Annotated in this window: 11 protein-coding genes and 2 pseudogenes; 7 read left to right on the plus strand and 6 right to left on the minus strand. The window is 56.8% G+C overall.

Annotation, left to right across the window (positions count from 1 at the left end):
* Positions 1-112 precede the first annotated feature (112 nt).
* Positions 113-4,639: a dermonecrotic toxin domain-containing protein gene (locus ACYZTM_RS14870; protein WP_461989053.1), complete on the plus strand. Its 4,527-nt coding sequence runs from the start codon at positions 113-115 to the stop codon at positions 4,637-4,639.
* A 4-nt stretch (positions 4,640-4,643) separates the two neighbouring features.
* Here ACYZTM_RS14870 and pdxR read toward each other — a convergent pair whose 3' ends face one another.
* On the minus strand, positions 4,644-6,194 hold the full coding sequence (gene pdxR, locus ACYZTM_RS14875; RefSeq protein WP_461989054.1) for a MocR-like pyridoxine biosynthesis transcription factor PdxR: 1,551 nt from the start codon (positions 6,192-6,194) through the stop codon (positions 4,644-4,646).
* Between the two features lie 90 nt (positions 6,195-6,284).
* Between pdxR and ACYZTM_RS14880 the strand changes: the two genes are divergently transcribed.
* Genes ACYZTM_RS14880 through ACYZTM_RS14890 form a run of 3 tightly spaced genes read left to right on the plus strand, consistent with a single transcriptional unit; the run spans position 6,285 to position 8,053 of the window.
* Positions 6,285-6,908: an FMN-binding negative transcriptional regulator gene (locus ACYZTM_RS14880; protein WP_461989055.1), complete on the plus strand. Its 624-nt coding sequence runs from the start codon at positions 6,285-6,287 to the stop codon at positions 6,906-6,908.
* Between the two features lie 9 nt (positions 6,909-6,917).
* Positions 6,918-7,364, plus strand: coding sequence for a GNAT family N-acetyltransferase (locus ACYZTM_RS14885; protein ID WP_131058970.1), 447 nt, complete (start codon positions 6,918-6,920; stop codon positions 7,362-7,364).
* Positions 7,365-7,381: 17 nt separating this feature from the next.
* Positions 7,382-8,053 (plus strand): GNAT family N-acetyltransferase, encoded by a 672-nt coding sequence (locus ACYZTM_RS14890; protein WP_461989056.1) that lies wholly within the window; start codon positions 7,382-7,384, stop codon positions 8,051-8,053.
* A gap of 218 nt (positions 8,054-8,271) precedes the next feature.
* Here the strand turns inward: ACYZTM_RS14890 and ACYZTM_RS14895 are convergent, their stop codons facing one another.
* The 4 genes and pseudogenes from ACYZTM_RS14895 to ACYZTM_RS14910 form a co-directional block, all read right to left on the minus strand.
* Positions 8,272-9,351, minus strand: a complete 1,080-nt coding sequence (locus ACYZTM_RS14895; RefSeq protein ID WP_461989057.1) for a BsuBI/PstI family type II restriction endonuclease — start codon at positions 9,349-9,351, stop codon at positions 8,272-8,274.
* Between the two features lie 10 nt (positions 9,352-9,361).
* On the minus strand, positions 9,362-11,155 hold the full coding sequence (locus ACYZTM_RS14900) for an HsdM family class I SAM-dependent methyltransferase (protein ID WP_131058972.1): 1,794 nt from the start codon (positions 11,153-11,155) through the stop codon (positions 9,362-9,364).
* Between the two features lie 240 nt (positions 11,156-11,395).
* Positions 11,396-11,683, minus strand: a complete 288-nt coding sequence (locus ACYZTM_RS14905; RefSeq protein ID WP_461989058.1) for a hypothetical protein — start codon at positions 11,681-11,683, stop codon at positions 11,396-11,398.
* Positions 11,684-11,828: 145 nt separating this feature from the next.
* Positions 11,829-12,002: pseudogene (locus ACYZTM_RS14910) on the minus strand (transcriptional regulator); the annotation flags it as partial.
* A 206-nt stretch (positions 12,003-12,208) separates the two neighbouring features.
* Here ACYZTM_RS14910 and ACYZTM_RS14915 point away from each other — a divergent pair.
* Together ACYZTM_RS14915 and ACYZTM_RS14920 are read left to right on the plus strand one after the other, a co-directional pair.
* The gene (locus ACYZTM_RS14915; protein WP_461989059.1) at positions 12,209-15,172 is read left to right on the plus strand and encodes an autotransporter outer membrane beta-barrel domain-containing protein; all 2,964 of its coding nucleotides are present in this window, start codon (positions 12,209-12,211) and stop codon (positions 15,170-15,172) included.
* Between the two features lie 199 nt (positions 15,173-15,371).
* Positions 15,372-16,064, plus strand: coding sequence for a hypothetical protein (locus tag ACYZTM_RS14920; RefSeq protein ID WP_461989060.1), 693 nt, complete (start codon positions 15,372-15,374; stop codon positions 16,062-16,064).
* Positions 16,065-16,076: 12 nt separating this feature from the next.
* On the opposite strand, the gene ACYZTM_RS14925 is transcribed toward ACYZTM_RS14920, so the two are convergent.
* A complete protein-coding gene (locus tag ACYZTM_RS14925) occupies positions 16,077-17,333 on the minus strand; it encodes an IS256 family transposase (RefSeq protein ID WP_461964636.1) in 1,257 nt (418 codons plus the stop codon).
* A gap of 277 nt (positions 17,334-17,610) precedes the next feature.
* Between ACYZTM_RS14925 and ACYZTM_RS14930 the strand changes: the two are divergent.
* A pseudogene (locus ACYZTM_RS14930) lies at positions 17,611-19,134 on the plus strand (autotransporter outer membrane beta-barrel domain-containing protein); the annotation flags it as partial.
* Between the last annotated feature and the right edge of the window lie 53 nt (positions 19,135-19,187).

The raw sequence follows: 19,187 nt of genomic DNA on the forward strand, positions 1-19,187 counted from the left end.
GCGGGTCTTTTTTCCCTCCGATATATATATCTACCACCCCGGAGGGCCGACGCCTGAGTACCTTCGATGCATCAAGAGGCTTTCCCTGCCTCGCTTTGCCCCAGGTATCACCATGAGCAACAACACTTCATCGCCCCAAACTGAATCGACGCCCTTGGTGGAAACCAGTGACCTGGTGAGCCTGACCAGCCATGGTCCGATGCTCAGCGAAGTGGCATCAAACCTCCTGCGCCAGATGTTGGAAAAGTCCTGGCCAGAATTGCAAGTCGACCCAGACAAAGCCTTCGTCGCCACGCCTCGATGGCTCATCGTGGACGACCACGTCGAGGCTGGCCCGACCGAGTTCGAATCACTGACCTTGGCGCTGATGCGCCAGGGTCTGTATGGGACGGTGGCCAACTATCTCGAAGGCGAGCATTTCCTGACCCTCGAACCGGACAGCGAAAACCCGGTTCACCTCGCCGTCAGCATTGAAGACATTGCAAGAATACTCAATGACTCGGCGTCGATACTGTTCGTCGAGGCTCAAGTACGGCAGCTGGAGTTCTGGAATGCAAAGGGGCATGTGATCCCCCGCTGGCAGGAGCTTTCGGATACGTTGCGCAAGGCGTTGAACGTGCAGACGGTCAAAGGCTGGGACGCCGATGAATGCGCGATGGCGCGAGAGGTCTTCAACGCCCCGGACAAAACCACCCGTAAAAATGTAAAAAGCGAATTTTCTGCCATTCAGGCGTGCCTTCTCGATGTCGATACCGTCGAGAATGACATCGCCCGCCATCTGTTGATTGGCGGCGCGCTGGTGCTTAAGGCCACGTATCGCAAGCGCGAACTGCTGGTGATGTACACCATCGAGCGCGCCTACGAGTCGTTCAGTTCGCTGGAAGAACTGGGTAGCTCGCTTCCCGCACGCTTGGAGGAACAACAGTCAGGACGTGGTCTGACGTGGCGGCTTTACGAGCCGGAAGGCAACGTCTTCGATCACATGGCGTGGGCGTTGGTGTCGTCACAATTGGATGCCATCAACTCATTGCAGTTTCTTGAAGCACCGGCAGTCGATGTCGAGCCCGAAACCGGGCTCGACCCCACCGAAAAAGCGCAACTCCTGCAACTGAACAAAGCGATTCCCGATTGGCTGCGCAACGCCTCGTACAACGATGTTCAAGACTACAGCCGTTACATCAGCGCACTGGGCAAGCTGTACAGGCAACCGAACAGCAAACTGGCCAAAGCCGAGATCCCGTCCATCACCGATTACGCTCAGCAGTTGATGCGTGAAGCGATCATCGCGGATCCACTGGCGGTCGGCAGCGCGAATCTTGCGCTGGACGATCTGCGGATCAAAATCACCAACAGTTTTTCCGCCGACAATTTCACGCTCCCCAACCCCCTCGATCAGCGTATTGAAACGCTGGCCGACTTCGCTCTTGAGAATGAAGCGCCCTATATGGCGACATTGTTTTTCAAGGGCGGAGAGGCGGTGCCTGATTGGCTGACTGCTGAACTTCTTACCACCGTGTCAGCGCGAGTGGACGTCGGCAAAGCTTATCCAGAACTGATCAAGCCCAAGCTCCTGGAGGATCCGGTCGCCTCCCGACGTCAGGAAAACTTCTATCGCGACCAGCTGCGTTCTTTGCTGCCACTCCAGGCATTAGAGGCCAGATTCAAGCCTGAAACCGGTGTGGACGAACGCGGTTATCAATACGTCTGCGAGCTGCTCGATCCCGATGTCTCAGCCAAAACCATTGCCCTCTACCCGCTGACGATGACACCACAACATCGCTTGATCAACAGCAGCGACACAGTCGACAACATGTTCATCATCAGCCCTCGAGAGGCACACGGCGGGCCTTGCCTGCTCTATCGGCCGATGCTCGATGAGCCCCTGCTGCAATACCCCTCAAGGCAAAACCTTTTGTACGCGTTGCATCAACCCGGTGACCTCAGGGATTCGGTACTGGCCTGGCTGCCCGGTAAAAATCTGAGCTTTGAATACGCCCAGTATGTTTTCCCCACCGGACTGCCCTCTCCGTGGCTGATCGCGGAACAAGTCGTCAATCCATTGCAGCGGGCAGACAAGTTCGGGCGCGTGGTTTTCGAAAGCGTCGAGATCACCGGCGACATTCTGTCTGCGCTGTTCAAAAGCAACGCGCAGATGCTGGTCAACCTCGCCGACCGGAAATCGCGATCCAATGCCGAACGGCGCTGGAGTGTTTTGAAAGACAGTGGCTGGGCGCTCTTCAATGTCGCCTCAAATTTCCTCAGCGGTGCGGTCGGTACAGCCGTCTGGGTCTGGCAAACCATCAACCAGATTCAGCAGGCCCTCGATGCCCATGACAAGGATGACCGTTTCATCGAATGGACGTCGGTGTCGGACATTCTGCTGGCGATCGGCATTATCCTCAGCCACCACGCCGTGATGCGACGCAAGAGGGTTTCGAGCAAACCCCGAATTGAGCAGGTGTCGAAGGAGAAAGCTGCAAAACTCGTCGCCGAGCCCGTGACCGTCACGCTCAATCCCACCCCGCTGGCTCCGGATCTTCCGCCCAATCACCTTTCCTCGCTGGAGTTGGCCGGCTCGGTCCCACGCCGAGCACCGACCGCGCTGGGCGCCTACCTGGACACGCTAAAAGTCACGGCCCCCGATATTTCCAGCGCAAGCGTGACGAAGGTAAAGGAAGCTCCTCCGCATTTTTACCAACATAAACTCAGAAACTACGCACAGGTGGGTGATCGGTGGTTCTACGTCGACGTGAAAGGCGACGAAGAGGTTCATATCGTTTACCCGGATCAACCTGAGCGAAACGGTCCGATGCTGATGGATAACGGCAAAGGGCAATGGGTGCTCGACCTGCGTCTGCGTTTGCGAGGGGGCGCCGGAAATGCGTTCAGTCGCCACCAGGAGGCGGCTAACGAACAGCGCAGAGTCAATCTGGGTGAAGCACTGAGATCCTTCAAAAGCCTCGAAAAGGCGAAGGAAACCGAACTGACAAAGTTACATGACGGCATCCGGCAAGCCAGCGCTGAAAACTACGATCAGCGCACGGCGGCGTACATGGAAAAACTGGATGCAACGATCGGCGAGTATCGCCGGGCGCTGGAACAACTGCGCGAATGGCGCACCCTCGGCGGGACGGAAAACTACCGAGAAGACTTGCTTCGCATGAGCGTGGTGCTGCAGAAGAACCTGTCTTTGTGGTTTGTCCTGAAACGATCCGAGTATGCGCAGGCCACGAGTGTCATGACCAAGGCCGGACAAAACGAACCAGTCCCCAGGCAAACTTTCGTCGACAGTGCCCAGAAAGCGTCCGACCTCGGTCAGGAGATGAGTGAAAAGCTGACCCTGTCGGCGTTGACACTCGAGGGCATGCACGCAGCCGGACGACCTGGCATTGAACGCGCGATGGAAATCAAAAAACTGGCGCCTTCGTTTACCGTGCTGGATATCAAGGCCAACGAGATCGGCATGGCGCAGGAGCTGTGCCTCAATGAGCAGGCCAGCCCCCTGATGCAGCAGGCTCGTACTGCGGTGGCAAATATCGTTGTGAGCGCAGCGAAGGCCGCGATTCAAGTGGCGGACCTGATGAAAGTCGAAGGCGAACATTCCGGTGTAAAGGAGCATGTCGAGGATCTGAACAGTCTCGTGGAGACATTTGCCGACGCCGACCAGCGCATTCAGGAATTACCGGGCACGTACGCCGGACTGGTCAAACCGTCCAAACTCGAACATCTGCAATCACTCATCGATGAGTTCTCGCAACTGGCACACAACCGATTACAGGCGTTGCTGCCAGAGCCCATTGCTGTGCAGCCTCCTGTAGAGCGAGTGCAACCGGGCACGTCACGACAACCGATCAAAGTGCGCAAGACCCGGCCACGCGACTCCAGCAAGAATGAAACCGAAAAAACCACGGAGGATCCGCTCAAGCCGTTTACCCCCGCCGTTTATAAGCAACCCGTTCCGGTGCTGGATGATGCGGAAACGGTCGAGGCCGGCATAGAGCTGGACCTGGACACGAACACATTCATCGAACGCACCCGTAAAGACGCTCTGCTCCCAAGACGCATCCCTGCCGATATCCAGGATGTATTTGATCAGCAGGCACTGAAACTGGAGCAGGCTGCCAGCAGCGTTGATCAAGCCGTGGCCAACAGCAGGAAGGCCGGAGGTGACCCAATCCCTGTCGCCACGCTGAGCCGCGATCTACGTGATGGAGCCAGCCGTCTGCGCAAAGAAGGTGTCAGCGTTCGAGCCGACCTGTACACGCGGCGGAAACCGACCCAGAGCATTTTCAAATGGATGCATGAAAACGGGCAGCTCGACATCAGCCGCGACAAGCGAGGGCGTATCCAGACCAAAGGGCTCGGCGACCTTTTTCAAGAATACCGGATTTTCGACAAGCCCCAGAATAAGCCGTTATGGGTTGCGCATTTCCACTACGAAACCCTGACAAGCCCTGCGAACGCGCCCACCGCGGCCCATTTGAAAGTTTCAGATGACTATCTGAAAACGCTGACACCTGAACTGCAACAGGCGTTGACGACCTTCGAGCCCATCGATGGGGTGTTCAGAAAGATAGAAGATCCTGGGCTACGCAAATTGTTTCTGGACCTGGAACCACAGGCAAAAACTGCATCGTAATCCCTTAACGACGCCAGACCTTTTCCAGTCGCCCGAGTGCGGCGCTGATGGCCGCCTCGGGCACCGCCGCGAAACCCAGGACCAGCCCGGCGCGCTCGTCCACAGGTTTTGCCGAATCCGGCAACCAGTAGCTGCTCAGCGCATTGATCTCGACATCGACGCTAGCCGCCTGCTCCACCAGTTCGCGCTCGCGGGCCTGTGAGTCGACCGCCACCGTCAGATGCAGCCCTGCCGCTACACTTGGCAGGCTGCCAACGCCGGGAACGTTCTGCGGCCAACCGGCCAGCAAGGTATTGCGTCGGCTCAGGGCTGCGCGGCGCATGCGACGGATATGCCGCTGGAAATGCCCGGCAGCCATGAACTCGGCCATGACCGCTTGGGTGCTCACTTCGGAATGCCGAACGTCCACTGCTCGACGTTGCGAGAACGCCTGCACCAGCGTTGGCGGCAACACCAGGTAACCCAGTCGCAGCGCCGGGAAAGCAACTTTGCCAAACGTCCCGACGTACAAAACCCGACCCTGCCGGTCGAGTGCGGCCAACGGGGCCAAGGGCGCGCCGCTGTAGCGGTATTCGCCGTCGTAGTCGTCCTCGACGATCCATCCCTGGGTGCGTTCGGCCCAGGCCAGCAATTCGAGGCGACGAGCCAGGCTCATCACCGCCCCGGTCGGGTATTGATGCGACGGCGTGACATACGCCAGCCGACAATCGCTGAGGCCGTTCAGTTCGTTGCAATTGATGCCCTCACTGTCCACTGCCACGCCATGCAATTGCGCACCGGCCACGGCGAATGCATGACCTGCCGCCCGATACCCCGGATTTTCAATCGCCACCCCATCTCCCGGCTCTACCAGCAGCTGTGCACAAAGGCTAATCCCTTGCTGCGCGCCACTGGTGATCACTATTTGCTCAGCCGAACACTGCATCCCTCGCGAACTGCGCAAATACGCGGCGATCATGCCGCGCAAGCGCTCATCACCCGCCGGATCGCCATAACACAGCTGCTGTAAATCCGGTTTACGCCAGAAAGCCGCATTCAGCTTGGCCCAGACCTCAAAGGGGAATAAATCGAACGCCGGAACACCCACCCGAAACGCTCGCGGCGGACCACTCGGCGGGGTGGGTAAATGGTTATTCTCAACCCGCCCCAACGCCCCCCTGTGGATAACTTTACTGGATGGAACCACAGGTAAATCGAGCCAATTTGTGGATAAGGTTGTGGGTAACCCTGTTGGCAACCCTGTGGATACTTTTGTGGATAATTTTTTCGCCGGCAGAGCTTCTTGGGGTAATTGCGCAACGTAAGTCCCGTCGCCGACACGCCCCTCGATAAACCCTTCGGCGTAAAGCTGATCGTAGGCTCGCACCACGCTGTTACGTGAAATCGCCAACGCTGCTGCCAGATCCCGGCTGGCTGGTAACCGCATGCCGCTGGCCAGCCGACCGTCGAGCACCCGCAGGCGCAATGCCTGGTACAGCTGACGGCTCAGGCCTTGGCGACGGTCGAGTTCGATACCGGCTGGGTTGAATGACAGGGACAGCGGCGCTTCGCTCATGGCAATGGACCTATGAAATTGGTCATTAATGGCTCTTACAACAGACCAATAGCCTGCCTAGGATGGAGGCATTCGCCAAGGAGTTTTTCCATGTACAACCCCAACGGCTTTGCCATCAAAGATTTACATGAACTGCAGCAGCAGATAAGAGGCACCCGTCTCGCCATGGTGGTCACCCACGGCGAGCAAGGCCTGCAAGCCAGTCATCTGCCGTTGCTGTTCAATCCTGAGCAGGGCCAGAATGGCACCCTCTACGGCCACTTCGCCCGGGGCAATCCCCAGTGGAAGGAACTGCAAAACGGTGCCGAAGCCCTGGTGATTTTTGCCGGTGCCGATGCGTACGTCAGCCCTGGGTTTTATCCAAGCAAAACCGAGCACGGCAACGTAGTGCCGACCTGGAACTACGTCGCGGTGCACGCTTACGGAACAGCCGAAGTGTTCACCGATGCCGATCGCCTGCTCAACCTCGTCAGCGATTTGACCAATCGCCATGAAGCCGGCCGCGCGCAACCGTGGAAAGTGACTGATGCGCCCGCCGACTACATCGACGGCATGCTCAAAGCCATCGTCGGATTCGCCCTGCCGATCCAGCGCCTGGAAGGCAAACGCAAGCTTAGCCAGAACCGCAGCGTTGCAGATATCGCTGGTGTGCGCGAGGGGCTCGCCGCCAGCCCTGATGTGCACGACCAGGCCCTCGCCCACTTGATGCGTTAAGGAATGAACATGAGTCTGATTGAAATCCGCCAGGTCACCGCCGACGATCACGCGGCCTGGCTGCCACTGTGGCAAGCCTACCTGCGCTTCTACAACACCGAGTTGCCCGAGGCTGTCACTGACAGCACCTGGCAGCGCATGCTCGACCGCAATGAGCCAACTCATTCGGCGTTGGCGTGGGTCGATGGCAAAGCGGTCGGCATGGTGAACTTCATCTACCATCGTTCGAACTGGAGCATCGAAAACTCCTGCTACCTTCAAGACTTGCTGGTAACGCCGCAGACTCGGGGCACCGGCATCGGCCGCAAGCTCATCGAATTTGTGTATGCCACCGCCAAAGCGGACGGTTGCTGCAAGGTCCACTGGCTGACCCACGAAACCAACGCCACCGCGATCCAGCTCTACGAGCGCATCGCCGAACGCCCCGGTTTCATCCAGTTTCGCAAAGCCCTTTAAAGTTCAAGGAGAACAACATGTCGACTTCACTCGCAGACTGGAAAGGCGTCCCGGCGCCGACGGTTCAAACCATCGAAGGGCGCTTCATTCGTCTGGAAAAACTCGACCCCGCGCGTCACGCCGATGGTTTGTGGAAAGCCCTGCAAGGCCCGGGATCGGACCCGAAACTCTGGGACTATTTGCCGTACGGTCCTTTCCCGGAGCGCAGTGCTTTCAACGATTGGCTGAACAACCATGCGGCCAATAGCGACCCGTATTTCTTCAGCGTGATCGACCGTGCCAGTGGTGAGGTGCAGGGCATTCTCAGTCTGATGTCGATTGTCCCGGCGCAAGGTCGCATCGAAATCGGCCACGTGACTTTCGGCGCGCCGATGCAGCGCTCGCCGAAAAGTACCGAGGCGGTCTACTTGCTGGCCAAGGAATCCTTTGCTCTGGGTTACCGGCGTCTGGAGTGGAAATGCAACAACGGCAACGCCCGCTCCAAGTACGCGGCAGAGCGCTTGGGCTTCAGTTTTGAAGGCGTGTTCCGCCAGCACATGGTGGTGAAGGGGCAGAACCGGGATACGGCTTGGTACTCGATTCTGGATTCGGAATGGCCGGCGATTGGTGCGGGGTTTGAGCGGTGGTTGCGTGATGAGAATCAGACGGGGTCGGGGCAGGTGAAAACGTTGGCGGAGTGCCGCGGGTGATCTTCGATGTTTGAAAGGACGCCTTCGCGGGCAAGTTGGATCGCCGCACCGCTCTCTCCTACAGGATTGTGGCAAGACACAATTCTTGTGAACGCCTATAAATCCGTAGGGGCGAGGCTTTCCCGCGAGGCATTTAATGCGTTGACGCACCGCTAAACCCAGAAACTCAACGCATCCAATGCGTTACAGCCATCAAATAAAAAATGATGGCCTAAAGGTTACGTTGGCTCAACAAGTACGTTCAGACTCGAAAGTCGACTCACACCGTTTTGTAGCAACACAAGATTTTCGGGTTCAGACATGAACCATGTAAAGGATCCCCAAGCCAAGCCTGTTACTGTTTTTTTGAATCCCGCTCCTTCTCTGTCTGCATAAGCGGTCACAAAAGCAATTTGTGAGCGACTAAACCCGCCTTTGTCAGTAATCGCGTACAACGCTTCCTGCCTACGAGGCGTAATCGCGCCGTCAGTTGCGACAACTTCAACAAATACAATCAATGGTTCGACCGGAGCAAGGTCAACCAGAATCAAGTCTGGAAGATTTTTCTGTGTTTCTATGTCGAGACCGATCATTGATGAGAGTTTGAGATCAGGATGGGCAACCTTATTTCCTGACTCACTTAGCCAAATAACGCCTGGACGCTCTAGAAACTTGGCTGCAAACACTTCAACAACCGCTTTTGAGATGTCGGAACTAGGCCCTGACGCTAGCCGACGAGTTTCTCCATTCGGGAAACTTACAAAGACTCCTTCCTTTCCCGCAGTACCTGCCCGCATAAGGGATACACGTGCTCTAGCGCTGCGTGAGAGGTGTTTTTCCTGCCACATCAAGATAGCGGCGTTCAAGTCCTCTCCTACCAGGGCAGGATCGAGAAGAGCCGCAAGCTCAGCCTTGAGTGCATAGCGAGGAACACCCGATGTCGTAGGTACATCTGCTAATTCAAGTACCGCGCCAACGACTAATAAACCTTCCCGCAAAGTTTCGTCACGAATAGGCTCACGGGTATTGTCTGCATACCAACGCCTACCAGGGACCTGGAAAGATTTCTTCCGCAAATTCGTGCGGTAATTCAACCGAGCAGTCTCGCAGCAGTCTTCTGCCTGCATATCTGTCATTCGGTAGACGTGTACAGGTCCAAGCCAGACATCCGCACCTTCGACTGCTCCGATGTAAAGCATGGCGAAAACTGTACTTGCCGCCAACTCACGTGTGCAATAAGAACGGTTAGGCGTTCCCTCTGGAAAAATCAGAGGTAGCCTTTCAGATATCAACGCCCGTGAGACATAAGGTGGTAACACTATTTCTTCCTTAGAAAAGCATGGAGCAGGCGGCTTCGATGGACTCTTTTGAACCACCGGATTCAACCAGCCTCGTTAACTCCTTCAAGGCCGTGGGTGCGGGCAATGGCAATGACTCTAGCTCGTAAGCTGAAACAGCCACTGAGCCACTAACGCAGCGAAACGCACGATCAGCCGCGCCACTATTAAGAAAAGCAGCAAGCACTGAAGCCTTAATTTTCGGAGCGTCAGTGATGGGTCTAACCATATTGATGTGGTTCTCGATAACAACTCCACCGTGTGACTGCAAAAACGCAAGGGGCAAAGCTGTCGCAATAAGGCGACGGTTCTGCTCTTTTGCAGTGGTTCGCTGCAAGAGAACACATGGTTTGGTTGTTACTAACCACTGATCAGATGGTTTCAGCTCAAAATACGGAGCGTGGTTCTTTTTTTCTGCCCTGAAAATGAATTCGCCATCAGCCGTAATGGCTTCAGCCCAAATTAGCGGCAGTCGGTTGCTGCCCGGCTGATAGGTCAATTGTGATTTATGACGATTCCAGACCAATGGACCAGTGCTGACGCCGTAACCCCAGTCAGCAAGACGGAAAGGCATATCAACAAGCGTCGCTACGAGCTCAGTTTGGTTTGAGTTTCTGGGCAGCAACCATGGCAGGGTGAGATCTTTCGGAAGTGTGATCGAGCCCGTTTTTATGGCTTCGACAACACCACCGGACGAGGTAATTTCAGAAATCGCTACCGGAACTGCCTCACCTGCTCTGCGATAGGTGGTTAGCGCCATTTCCTGAAGCACATCATCAAAAACACCTTTGCGCGCTGCAACAAAGTCGATCGCAATTGGAGGTGCTTCACGGCCTATCAACGCACGGAGGTTTTTGAAATACCCTCCGGCGAGGAAAGAAGTCGGAGTGACATAAGCGATCAATCCACCGGGCTTGGTCTGGCGAATAGCAAAATCAGTGAACAAGCCATACAAATTGGCATGTCCATACAGTGAGCGCTTGTATAGCTCTCGAGTCTCGACATCTAGCTTGGCTCTACCATATGGGGGATTCCCAATGACCAAATCAAACCCATCTTTGATTGGGCTATGTCGCAAAGAATCACAAACGGTCACCATTACTGGGAGCCGCAGACCTGAGGGGCTGCTAATTGGCAACAACACAGCGTCTAGTGCAACTTGGCTCAACCAGGCACCGAATGGATCAATCTCAAAACCATGCAAACGGTTTCCGATGCTCTGCATCAGAAGCTTTGGACTGCAATGCGCAAGCGTTTTCATGATTCGCTGCGCGATTGGCGCAAGGAACGCACCACCGCCGCACGCCGGGTCCAGAACACGACATTTCGCCCAATCAACGTTAGCCGATGTAGCTTGATCGATGAGCCTGGCAGTCAAAGCGGGCGGAGTATAAAAAATTCCATACTCACCACGATGCTCCACAGGAAGCATGCTGGTATACGTAAGACCGATTTGGTAAGCAGCAGTCTCTGAATCGAACTTAGCTGCTGCCGAACCAATCTGCTCCGCAAGAAAACTGGCGGAGTTAATGAGTGTCGAAGTCTCAAATGCAGAGATGGGTGCTCGAAGCTCTTGAGGAACTGCCTCTTGCTCGGTGAGACCTCGCCACCAAGCTTCGATTACCCGAACACCAAAGGTTCTGGCAAAGACAAGCTGATTTTCTGCGGGGATGGTGTTCGCCATCGCTCGGGCCATTGCCCGAACCGCCTTCAATGACTGAACAGGAGCCTCCAAAGAGAAAGGACTAGCCTGCTCAGCAAATGTGATTTGCGCCTCTTTTGCCATACACCCCCCATTGCGGGTCGCGATTCTACCTTGCTTTGAAGGTCTAGGCGTCCCGCCCATCGCTGTTACGCGATGTTGCGTTAAAAAAATATATTCAACAATTGGCAATTGATCGGACCACAAAAATGAGCACAAATAGAAAGCAACAAAGCTGTATGAATATACAGCCTTGTTAACTCAATGCTAGCGCTTCGGCTAAGCGGTTATGCCGATTGATCCACCAATATTTAAGTGGAGCGGCTAGAGGGGGGGCGCATCAGGCCCAGATTTTCGATCAAGACTCCAGCCCCACGCATCCAACGCGTCGCAGCCGTCCTGAACCAAAATATGAGCAGCGTTGGCGAAGTGTTCCAAGTCATGGCCTTCCACATCCTTTACACACAAACACGTGATGCTGTTGAGCAGATTGCGCGCAGCTTTGATTCGGTGTGTAGCGGTTTCAAGAAGGTCAGAGGCTTTGGCCTCCGTGTCGATGAACAACGTCGGGGCGACACTGAAGTTGCCTTGAAGCGGGTGGTATTTGGACATGGGGTTTCTCTCTTGAATTAAGAGCTCCCACCGTTCGCGGGTAAGCAAATTTAGGTGGCAGCTGTACGCGGGTTAGCCGACCGGACAAGAGAATTCCGGCACACCCGGAGGTGTCCCACGCACAGCCGCCATAGACGTAAAAAGTGTGTACCAACGCGCGCACTGAAATTTTGCACATTTTCGCGAATGGGCTCTGCTTCAATCCCGTTACCTCTACTCGCAAACGACGAACCGCTTGATGAGTAGTAAGCGAGCCATTGGCAAGATCTTCGAGGATGCTTTCGAGCAGAAGCGTCCTTTCCTGAACTGTCATCGTTATCCGTCACTCCACACATTCAATGAGCATCTCGATGTGCAAAATAGTGCATCCTGACCCCAGAAAACGCCCCGTATGCGCATTAAACTGCGTAAAAATGTGTTGGATTAACGAACAAACGCAAAAGATTGCACATAGTCCAAATACATCATTCTGTAAAAACCCTCCGCTATACAAGACGGCCCGCTTATAACAAAAAGGCCGTCCACATGCCCTCCTCGCCCCAGCGCCTGGCACTCAGCATCGCGTTATTGATCAGCACCGGCGCCCATGCCGCCCCGTTCAAAAATGTGCAAATCACGACGCCGACCACCACCGCGCAAACCCTCGGCGGTGGTGACACTCTGACGATCTCGGCGCCAGGCAGCATCACCAACGCTGGCAAGACAGTGAGCCTGAAAGACAGCACCAGCGGTGCCGGGGTGGTAATCGATAACTCGGGCAAGATCATCTCGACCGGCGGCCGGGCGATCGACAGCAGCGGCGACCTGACTCAGGCTCGCAACTACAGCATTTATAACCGCGCGGGCGGGCAGATTCTTGGCTTTAATGACGCGTTGCGCATCGACAGCAACTTCGCCAGCGGCAGTCTGCTGATCGACAACAGCGGCATCATCCGCTCCACCACCGGCCAAGGGCTGGACCTGGATGCGCTGCGCAGTGCGGGAGTCAAAACCACGATCATCAACCGCGCGGGCGGGTTGATTCGCGGGGACGCCAGCGATGGCATGAAGACCGGCGCCAACGCGACGATCACCAATTATGGCGAGATCTCTACCGGCGATTCTCACAACGCCGATGAGAAGTTCGACGGTATCGACATCGACACCGCGACCGGCGTGACGGTGACTAACTACGGCAGCATTTCCGGCGGCCGCCACGGCATTACCACCGACCTTGGCGCGACACTGACCAACTACGGTCAAATCACCGGTCGCAATGGCTCGGGGTTCGGCTCCGATGGCGACGGCACAGTGATCAACCACGGCACGATTACGGGTGCCTATTCGGGCCTGCAACCCAACGGCGACGGCGATGGCGTGGACATCGACAAGCTCGCCCACATCGAAAACTACGGCACCATTCAGGGTGTCGGCGCTGGCGGTGTCGACAGGGGTGGTTTCGCCAACAGCAGTGAAGGCATCGCGTTGGGCGGCGGCTATGTGTTGAACGCCAGCGGAGCGCTGATCAGCGGCGCCAACAGTGCCATTTTGGTGGACGACGGCAGCGGCGGAGCAGGCGTGGCCGCGACTACGCTGGAAAACTTCGGCACCATTCAAGGCCTCGACGGTTTCGGCGTGAAGTTCGTCGGCGGGTTCGATGACAGCGTGTTCAACGGCGGCACGATCAGCGGCAGCAACGGCCTGGCACTGGATTTGGGCGGCGGCAACGACAACCTGACCTTGCGCAACGGTAGTCGCTTCGTCGGTGTGGTCGACGGCGGCAGCGGCTACGATCGCGTGGTGATGGACGACACGGCGGGCGGCCGTTTCGGCGCGAGTCGCAACTTCGAATGGCTGGAGGTCAAGCAAGGTGCCTGGACGTTGACCGGCAACGGTGATTTCAGCGACGGCGGCGCGGTGCGTAACGGTGCGACGCTGATCAACCAGGGTGGTATTGCCGGGAATCTGACCGTCGATGCGGGTGGTGTGTATGCCGGAGGCGGTTCGGTAGGCAATTTGCTGGTCAACGGGACTTTGCGGACCAACGCTCAACTCGGCACGGCGACCATCACCCGTGATTTGACCCTGGGCAGCGGCGCGACCCTGGCGTATGGCGTCAACGCCGATGGCAGCAGCGCGCCGATCAAGGTCGGTGGCGTTGCCAGCCTGAACGGCTCGACCCTGGCGGTGAACCCCGGCAGCGGCACCTATCCATGGCAGAGCCATTACACGGTGCTGCAAGCCGCGAGCATCAGCGGCACCTTCGGCAAGGTCATCAGCGACTACGCGTTCCTCACGCCGACCCTCGCGTACAGCCCGACCCAAATCGACCTGACCTACACACGCAACGATGTCGCTTTCAACCAATTCGCGGTCACAGGTAACGGCAGCAGCGCCGCCAACAGCCTGGCCTCGATGGGCAAAAACAACGCGCTCTACAACGCACTGCTCAACACCACCAGCGCCACGGCCGGCAATGCAATCGAGCAACTCGCCGGCGCCAGCAACGCCAATCTGACCAGCGCCACCCTCGGCGCCAGCAGCCAGATTGGCGGCAGCATGCTGTCGGCGATGCAACAAATGGGTGGCGGTTCAGGATTGCTGGTTGGCCTGGATCAGCGGGACACCCCGGTGCTCGCCGCCACTGGCGTTCCGTCCGCAGCGCGCAACCTCAACGACCCGAACGCCCAGGGTCGACTCTGGCTGCAAGCCATCGGCGGCTACGGCAAGCTCGATGGCGAGCATGGCAGCAGCGGTCTGGAACAGCGCACCAAGGGCAGCGTGCTCGGGGCCGACTGGGCGCTCAACCCGCAATGGCGCCTGGGCGTGCTCGGCGGTTACTCGAAGACGGATCTGGATGCCACGGGGGTCGATGGCAACGTCGAGAGCTGGCACGTCGGCGTTTATGCCTTGCGCCAAAGCGGCCCCTTCGCTTTGCGTCTCGGCGCCGCGTACAGCGGCCACCAAGGTGAAAGCAAACGCACCGTCGCCTTCAACGGTTTCAGCGACCGACCAAAAGGCGATTACGACGCCGACAGCCAACAGGCCTTCGCCGAATTGGGCTACGCAATGGGTAGCGGCCGTCTCAGCGCCGAACCGTTTGCCAACCTCGGCTACCAGCGTTATCACCGCGACAGCTACCAGGAAAAAGGGGGCGCCGCAGCCCTTCAGGTCGACAAACAAACCCAGGACAACTTCAGCAGCACCTTCGGCCTGCGTCTGGCGCACCTGAATTCGCTGGAGAACAGCATGAGCCTGACGCCGCGTATGACCGCTGGCTGGAAGCACGCGTATGGCGATGTCAGCAGCTCGACGCGTCAGGCATTTGTGGTCGGCGGCACGGCGTTCAGCGTCGACGGCAGTTCGCTGGATCGTGACAGTCTGGTGCTGGAGGCCGGGCTGGATCTGGGCATTTCGGCGCGGCATTCGGTGGGGGTGGGTTACAGCGGGGAGATTGGGAGTAACAGCCGCAATCATGGGGTGATTGGGCAGTGGCAGATGAGTTTTTGAGTTTTTGATAGCAGGCGGCGTCTAGAATAGTTGTAAGAAAGGTCTTTCGCTTGGGCGGCCAAAAATCCTCTCAATCAAGCGAGCGGCTATTTTCTACACAACTATCTGACACCGCCCGCAAACGCGTCGGAACCGGCTGACATCGGCACAGAAACGCGCACTTTAGAGTTTGACCTTCAGTTAAATGAGGTCAAACCTGATGCCCGTTCAACACAAATTCCGCCCACAACACCTGGCGCTGGCCGTTGCGCTTGCGATAGGTTGCACCGAAATCTCACTTGCCCAACAGATCTCTGCCGAGACCATCGCGCCTGCGGCTGAAACACCGGATCAGCTCATAGCGGCTCTTGAAGCATTCATTATCGACCCCGACACCATCGAGATCCCGATCAGCAAGGTAGCGGATGGTGTTAATCGGAAACTTGGTGATGGGAATGATCTGGTCATTGTCTCTGGTCGCGGAAGAATCACCGGAATAATTGACGGTGGTGACGGTACCAACTTCATGCAACTCGACACTCCGAGTGGTGGCACGTTAGGCAAGAGCCACCGCTTCGCAGGTTTGGAGCTCAAACGAAGTATTTGGACCTTGAATGGTTCCGGTGACTTCGATATCGGTGTCCTGATCCGCCCCAATGCAACGCTAATCAATGATGGACATATCGAGGGAGGCGCGCTGGCCCAAGGTACTCTTGTCAACACTGGTCAGATTGGCGGCGGTGTGACTGTGCAATCAGGAGGCATCCTGAAAAACTCGGGGGATATTCGAGGTGACGTTGTTATTGATGAAAATGGCGTATTGGCTGGCAATGGTTTAGTCGGTGCTCTACAGGTAAACGGGAAGTTCTCCGCAGACAAAATGCACGGTGAGGGTGTCCCTGATTTTGTGTAAACGGGATTTCTATTAAACCGTTAACAGCCGATCTTCAAACTGGATACTGAAGCGATTCAAAGCCGCTTTCCAGTCCCGGATCGGCATTGTCCACTTTTTGCTGATGTTGTTCAGCGCCAGATAAAACAGCTTCATCACCGCCTCGTCGGTCGGAAATGACGCACGCGTTTTGATCACTTTACGCAGACTCATGTTGATCGATTCGATGGCATTGGTGGTGTAGATCACCTTGCGAATTTCGGCTGGATAGTCAAAAAACGGAATCACCCGAGCCCAGTTTCGTCGCCATGACAGGCTGATCGATTGGTACTCGGCGTCCCATTTGGCTTCAAATTCGCAGAGCCGTTGCTCAGCCAGCTCGGCGGTGGCCGAGGTGTAAATCAGCTTGAGGTCAGCCGCGACTTCCTTCTGCCGTTTCCACGATACGAAGTTCAAACTGTTGCGCACCATGTGCACGATGCACAGCTGAACGACGGCTTTTGGGTAAACCGTTTCAATCGCCTCAGGGAAGCCTTTGAGGCCGTCCACGCAGGCGATGAAGATGTCCTGCACGCCCCGATTCTTGAGTTCGGTCACCACTTGCAGCCAGAATTTTGCGCCTTCGGTTTGAGCGATCCACAAGCCCAGCACCTCTTTGTGACCCGCCATGTTGACGCCGATGGCCAGATAAACCGCCTTGTTGCGCACGGCGCCGGCATCGCGCACTTTGACGTGAATGCAGTCCAGATAGAGGATCGGGTACAGCGCGTCCAGCGGCCGCGCCTGCCAGAGTTTGACCTCATCACTCACCGCGTCGGTAATCGCCGAGATCAGGCTGGGAGAGACCTCGGTGCCGTACATTTCCTGCAAGTGCGCCTGAATTTCTCTGACACTCAAACCGCGAGCGTACAGCGAGATGACTTTGTCATCGAAGCCCGTCCAGCGGGTTTGATGCTTGGCCACCAACTGCGGCTCGAAGGACGCCTGCCGGTCGCGAGGGATGTCGAGCGGCAGTTCGCCGAAGTCGCCCTTCAGGGTTTTACCGCTGTGACCGTTGCGCGCATTGGCGGCGGTGTTGGTGATCGTCGCGCTTTTGTCGTGCCCCAGGTGTTCGGTCATCTCGGCTTCAAGGGCCCGCTCGACCAGCATCTTGGTGAGCTGTTTGAGCAGGCCGTTTTCGCCGATGAGATCTTCGGGCTTTTTGTAATTGGCCAACAGACTGTCGGCCAGTTTAACCAGCTCAGGATCAGGCTTGACTCGTTTGGCTCGCTTGGGTTTTGACTCGGTCATTGGATTTCCTTGGGGTAGGCAGTCTCCTGCCAAATGACCGTTTACACAAAACTAATTACACCCTCTGCACGGTGCCCCAAAAGTATCAGGTGACTTAACGCTTTCGAAAACTGCCGTACTGACCTACGAGGTCGATGCCGATCGCAAAAGTGAAGCGATATTAGTCAGTGGCACCGCCAGTCTTGGTAACGCCACGCTGAACATCGTTGCAGCCCCCGGTGACTACCCGGTGATCAGCGAAAACACCATCCTTATTGCCAATAACGTCGAAGGTGAATTTGGGAAAGTTCTCAACAACCTTGCCTTTTTAACGCCTAAGCTCGACTACTCAGATAAGAAAGTTGACCTGATCTTCATCCGTAACGATGTGCCTATCGAGAGTGTCGCGATCAGCGAGAACGGAAAGCAATTCGCTCAAAACATCGAAGAGCCGAAGGACATACCACAGGAACTGACCTCAGCTGCAAACTCGCTACCTGCCCCTGAAAACCTGAATCAAACGACAGGTACCGACACTTCCGCTACCTCCACCACGCCAACCGCTTCTGCCGATATACCCCTGACAGCTTCTGTTCCATCCACCACCGCCGATTCGCCGGAGCCCGCCACCGCCTCCATACCAGCAGCTCCCGCCGATACACCCTCGACAGCCTCTATTCCATCCACCACCACTGACGCGCCCGCGCCCGCCACCACCTCAATTCCCTCAACAGCGACCAATCCCGTCGCCACAGCACCAAAACCAACAACCTCCGCAAATGCCGCTGTCAAAGCCCTGCTCGGTAGTGACAAAGTGACTGCCTCCTACGCAATCGAACAGCTTGCCGGCGGCAACAACGCCAACCTCGCCAAGGCAACCCTGAATAGCGACAGCCCGGTCAGCGCCACCCTGCTCTCGGCCATGCGCCAACTGGACAGCGCCAGCGGCTACAACAAACGCGGTAACCGAACCAACGCACCACGCCTGGCCGCCGGCAGCGAAGACAATGGCAGGGTCTGGCTGCAAGCCTTGGGGCACGGCGGAACGCTGGATCGCCACCACGACGCTCTGCAAACGTCCACAAAGGGTCTCGTTCTGGGTGCGGATTGGAGCGTCGATGATCAATGGCGCATAGGTGTGATGGGCGGCAAGTCAGACACTCGGCTGGACAGCCGCGAACTCGACGGCGATCTCGACAGTTGGCACTTGGGCGCCTACGCCCTGCGCCAGAGCGGCCCCATGTCGTTGCGTCTGGGCGCGACCTACAGCAATCACGACGGCAGCACTAAACGTCGAGTTGCCTTCAACGGTTTCAGCGACCGTCCCCAAGGCCGTTACGATGCCAGCACCCAGCAAGCCTTTGCAGAAGTGGGTTACAACTTCGGGCGAGCCAATGTCAGCATCGAACCGTTTGCCAGCCTTGGCTACCAACGCTATCAGCGCGACGGGTACACGGAAAAAGGTGGCGCGGCTGCGCTGAAAATCCACGGCCAAACCCAAAACAACCTCAACAGCACATTCGGTCTGCGACTGGCGAAGATCAATACGCTGAATAACGGCATGCAACTGACGCCACGGTTCAGTGCCGGCTGGAAACACACCTACGGGGATATCGACAGCGACACCCGTCAGCGATTGGTAACGGGCGGGAAAAACTTTACCGTTTCCGGTGCGCCGCTGGATCGAGACAGCCTGCTGGTTGATGCAGGGCTGGACCTTGGCTTGTCAGCGAAACATACGCTGGGTGTCGGCCTGAATGGTGAGATCGGCACTGACAGTCGAAACCATGGAGTAACGGGTCAGTGGCGAATGGCGTTCTGATCACTGACTGAAACGGCGCAGTCCCTGTGGGAGCGAGCCTGCTCGCGATTGCG

Source organism: Pseudomonas sp. MDT2-39-1, assembly GCF_054898085.1.